This is a genomic window from Mucilaginibacter sp., assembly GCF_036383575.1.
Lineage (GTDB): Bacteria > Bacteroidota > Bacteroidia > Sphingobacteriales > Sphingobacteriaceae > Mucilaginibacter.
In genome coordinates, this window is the sequence record NZ_DASVOB010000328.1 from 1 (window position 1) to 5,210 (window position 5,210).

2 protein-coding genes are annotated in these 5,210 nt (G+C 42.5%); both read right to left on the reverse strand.

Annotated elements, in window-relative coordinates; genetic code table 11:
• Positions 1-120: 120 nt before the first annotated feature.
• Positions 121-1,995: a hypothetical protein gene (locus VF500_RS11315; RefSeq protein WP_330859771.1), complete on the reverse strand. Its 1,875-nt coding sequence runs from the start codon at positions 1,993-1,995 to the stop codon at positions 121-123.
• Positions 1,996-2,023: 28 nt separating this feature from the next.
• Positions 2,024-5,116, reverse strand: a complete 3,093-nt coding sequence (locus VF500_RS11320; protein ID WP_330859772.1) for a tetratricopeptide repeat protein — start codon at positions 5,114-5,116, stop codon at positions 2,024-2,026.
• Between the last annotated feature and the right edge of the window lie 94 nt (positions 5,117-5,210).

Below are 5,210 nucleotides of genomic sequence, written 5' to 3' on the forward strand. Positions count from 1 at the left end.
CGTGAAAAGCAGCCTAAGCCGGGCACACTTACTTCAGTGTACCGGCCAAGTAGTTCGCTTAAATAATTGGCTATATCCATCCGGTAAAAATACAGTTAATTTTAAAACATCAAACAGGGCTTAAAACGAGTATCCTACGCCGCCAAAGATATTAAATCCGTAGTTAGGGTAATATAGCCAATTTTGGTATGAGCTGCTCAGGATATTATTAGCCTGCGCAAATACCGAAAACTTCCTGTTGATCTTGTATTCCACGCTGCCGCTCAGATCGCCAAAGCCATTTATTGGCTGCTTTACCTGGTTGTAAACCGGAGTAGTGCTTGCCGAGGTTGATGGCACCAATAACATAAGCCTGTCGTTAGTTGCACCGCGGATAAGTAAGGAACCGGTAACAGTCAATTTGCTGTCGATATGTATTGCCGTACCTGCGGTTAATAAAAATTTAGGCAGGTTCCATGGTTCTTTTTCTGAAGCCAGCTGATAGTCTTTTATCTCAACGCGACCGAAAATGTTAAAATCATCGGTTGCTTTGAAATCTAACTCACCATTAAAGCCGTTTACGCGGGCCTTGCCATCATCATAAATAACAGTGAATTTGTTGCCTTCGGCGTTGAAATTGCTCACCATTAAAGGCATGTTTTTAATGCTGTTGCGATATATAGCTGCTTTAAAGCTTAGACCGGGAGCAAGCGTACCTTTTAAACCGGCACTGATGTCCAGTTGATCAACCGAGTTCTTGATATTGATGTTTTGGCCAAGGAACGGGTTGATCATGGCAAAATCGTGCAATGAAGAGCGGTTTACATCGCCTTTGGCTTCAACAAACAGGCGTACATATTTAGGTACTACCTGTACCTCAAGCTTTGCTGCCGGGAAAATGTAAAACTTGCCAAAATCACCAAACTCCTTCACAATGTTAACTCCTGCATCTATCTTGTAGTTAGTACCCTGAAATTTGATGTAAGGGTTAACCCTGGCAATGTTATTACCAAGGCTGTAAAGGCTGTCTTTCTGGCTGGCCAGGTCTAACGACGCGCTTAAACCTGCATAAAACTGCTTAACAGTTTGGTTTAAAAAGCCTGAGATAACTACATTGTTTTCACGTGCCTGGTAAGCATTGCTGAAAGCATAACCTTTTAGTTTTACAGCATAGGTGAAATCGTTTTCAACATCTTTATAGTTTTTGGCCAGCTCAACCTCACCGCTTATGGTGTTAAAGTGTTGTTTGGTTGGCACAAAACTATTGTCAGGCGCATCCCCGTTATAACCGTAAAAGTAGGTGCCTAAACGGTTGTAGTTTATCCTGCCGGATATGTTGTTATCGCCAATGATACTTTTGCCAAATACACCTACATCATCACGGCTTTGAGTTTGTTTTTGTAATGAGCCCGACTGGGATAAATGTTTAACAAAACCACCAAATTGTAATGCCTGGTCGCGGCCATTGGCAAAGTAACCTTCGCCATAAATAGTTTTTAAGTTACCGAAACCAACCTTAGCAAAATTGTTGGTTAAAACTGAATCCTGCTCAGCTGGCCTTTTCATCGGGTCAAGCTGCCTGATCTCTGAGTTTTGTTCCTGGCGTTTATCAAGCGGGGCATAAGTTAAAGGAGCTTTAAACGGCACTTTATCTTCCAGATCGGGGTTACGACGGATCTTTACAGCGTCGGCCAGTACCGGTTTATAAGCTGTGGTTACCACAATTTCTTCGGATAAGCTACCTCCATTGGCAGAAGTGTTAGGGTTGTTACCGCCTCCTTTTTTAGTGGTATCCTGTACAGATTTTGCAGCGGCATCACCTAAGCTCTTGCTGTCGGCAGTTTTTTTAGTTACGGGTTTTGGCGCAGCCTTTTTGGGAGCCGGTTTAGCGGCAGGCTTTTTAGTTGCAGTTTTTACTGTTGCTTTTTTGGTAGATTTCTTTGTTTGTGCCTGGGCAGGAACAAAGTATAATGCTATTAATAAGGTAAGCAGCGTATATGTGTATCTTGAGTTCATTGCTTGTCTTTTTTTATATTACTCTTTGTTACTGTTTGTTAGTGGTATCTGGCTGGGTTGTTTCCTTAGTACTTGCAGCAGGGGCCTTGGTTTTACGGCCGCTCAGTTTATCCAGCTTTTCTTTAGCAGTAGGTAATATGTCGTCATCGGCTTTATAGTTGTCAATGATACTTTGCAGGGTTGCTTTTGCCTGGAAGGTATCTTTTAAGCCCACATAGTTATCGGCCAGCAAAATGTAAGTTTTGGCTACCCAGTAATCATAGTTTGGCATTTCTTTAGCCAGGTCAAAACACATTTTTTGCGATGTTTTGTAACGGCCTTTGTCGTACTCAATAAAGGCAAGGTTGTAACGGGCTTCGGCAGCAGCAACAGTTTTTGTGTTTGTTGCAGTGTAAGTAAACTGTTTTATGGCAATAGTAGTATCGCCGGTTGCCAGGTAGGCTTTACCTTCGTACAGGCCGGTTTTAAATTTATCTTCCTGCGATGTTTTATCATTGGTTTTAACCAGTTCGGCATACTTGATGGCGTCGTCGGTCATTAACATTTCCGAGTAGCAATACATGAGGTTAGTGATGGCGAAGGTATAATCGGCCTTGTATTCAGAATTGGTTTCCAAACGTTTCAGGAACACTACAGCCTCGTTATATTTCTTTTGCTGCATGTATAGCTTAGCCATGCTGATCAATGCTTTTTCGCTGTAGGCGCTTGTCCAGTCGTTCAGGATCACGTTGTAATCAACAACAGCTTCGTCTGTACGACCTAAATTGGCCAAACCCTGAGCACGGATAAAGCGGGCCTGTTTTTCGTAGATCTGTTTGCTTGGGAACTTATCAAAATAAGCGTTAACTCCGCTTACTGTACCCTGCCAGTCGCCCTTAAGGTAAAGGTTGTTGGCAGCGGTTATCATGATGCTTTCCTGGTCGGATGTGGTATAGTTACCGATAGGCGTAGTACCTGCATAGTTGATGAATGTTTGAGCATCACCTTTATCAGTGTAGATCTTTTCGATTTGTTTTAAAGCTTGTTTAGCCTCATCGGTTGATGAATAATCCTGCACCACTTTTTTAAATGATTCAACGGCCAGGTCATCATTACCGGCATTGTAATCGATCAAACCAATGGTAACCAGCGCACGCGGTATATAGCTGCTGCGCGGATATTTCTGGATCATGGCGTTCAAATCGGTTTTAGCTTTCTCGCCGTCTGTTTTCAGGAAGTAGGTATAAGCTATCTCAAATGATGCGTCATCAGCATAATCAGAGTTAGGGAACTTGTTCAACACGTCGTTCAGGGTACTGATCTTGGTATCTAACGATCCCTGTAAGCCCTGGATCATACCACGCTGAAATAAGGCGTAATCTTCGCCCTGGTTGTGCATGGCGATGATGCGGTTATAATAGTTCATGGCATTGCCATAGCTTTTCATAACGAAGTAGCTATCGGCCAGGCGGGTTATCGCATCATTTTGGGTGTTTACGTCTTTTACATCACCCTGTAAAAACTTCTCGAAGTAGTTAGCTGCTTTTTTATATTGCTCGTCGCCAAAGGCTGCGTAAGCTAAAGCGTAGTTTGCATAATTGGCTACATCAGTTTCCTTAGCCTCAGGCATGCTCAGGAACTTTTCAAAATTCTCTACCGATTCGCCGTATTTACGAACCTCAAACATAGCCTCGGCCATCCAGTAGGTAGTTAGTGCTTCGGTTTTACTATCAACCGGATCTTTTAATGAACGCAGGAAAATACCAATGGCATTCTCGAATGCGCGTTCGTTATAAAACTCCAAACCACGGTAGTAAGTAACCTTTTGATAAGCTAAACGGGCACTTTGATTTTTGTTAGGGATTGGCTCCAGGATCTCAACCGCTTCTTTATAGCTGCGGGAGTTCAGTAACTCTTCGGCTAATAATACCTTCACCTCATCAATACGTTTTGAACGCGGGTAGGTAGCTAAGTACAATCTTGTAGCACCTAAGGCCTGCAGGTTAAAGTCGAGCTCATATGATAACTTGGCGTACTCGTAAAGAGCATCCTCCTGCAATTGCTTATCGTAATCAAGTTTTGATGCATTAAGGAACGCGTTACGGGCGCTCTGTTTATTGTTCATTTTCAGGAACACATCGCCCAGGGTATAGTTACCGCTTTGGCTGTAAACATCATGCTGCTCAACCAGTTTTTCCAGTTCGCTTGCCGCTTTGGCGTAATTGCCCACTTTAAAATAGGTATAACCCATTTGGTAGCTGTCCTGCGTGTTTTGAGTACGGCCCTGGTCGCGGTCTTCAAAACGACCGTAGTATTTAACCGCGTTGTCATAATCGGACTTGGCAAAGTATGATGCGGCAATGATGCGCAGCATTTCAGTTTCGTTTTGCTGATGGGTGCTGTTTACAATAGGCACAGCGTAATTGATCACATCATCATAACGTTTATCTAAAAAGTAAACAGCCGAAATATAATAAGGATAGCTGTTTTCGTATTTTTTAGAGTTTTTAAGCTTTTCAAAGTTTACCAGGGCAAGGTGATAGTCCTTGTTTAAGTAAGCTATGTAGGCAAAGTAATAAGTAGCGTCCTCGGTAAACTCGGTACGTTTGTTTTTAACCTCGCCAAAAAGCAGCTGGGCATTTTTGTAGTCTTTTAACTCAAAGTAGGCATAACCTTTACGAAATTTATATTCGGTATTGTCATGGCCGTTAAGCTCGCCTGCTTCAACTTTATTGAACCAGCGAATAGCATCTTCATATTTCCCTTGTTTAAAATACGATTTACCTATCTGGAAAAAAGCCTGTTTAGTAAGCGGGTTTTCAGGGTGTTCTTTTATAAAGCGAAGGAACATGCTTTCAGCGTCATCGTTCCCTAAATTAAGGGCGCAATAGGCTTCGTAGTACTGGCAGTTTTCTTTGGTGAGCGAGAGCTCAGTTTCAAACTGCGGCTGGGTGCTTGTTTTAATTTTGTAAGCCTCAACCAAACGAAATTGTTCGGCAGCCGAGGAAAATTTCCCTTTGTCCATCAAATCAAGCGCAGCATGATAAGTGCGGTAGATTTGAGTGGAAGGATTTTGCTGGGCTCGTGCGGCCGAGAATAAAAATACGGGAATGAGCAGGGTGATGTATCTTGTTTTGATCATAAAGCGCATACTAACGATAGTGCGAAAATAGCTAAACCAAAAAGAGGCTTTTCACATTAGAAATTAACAATTGTGGATAACACTTCTTTTAACG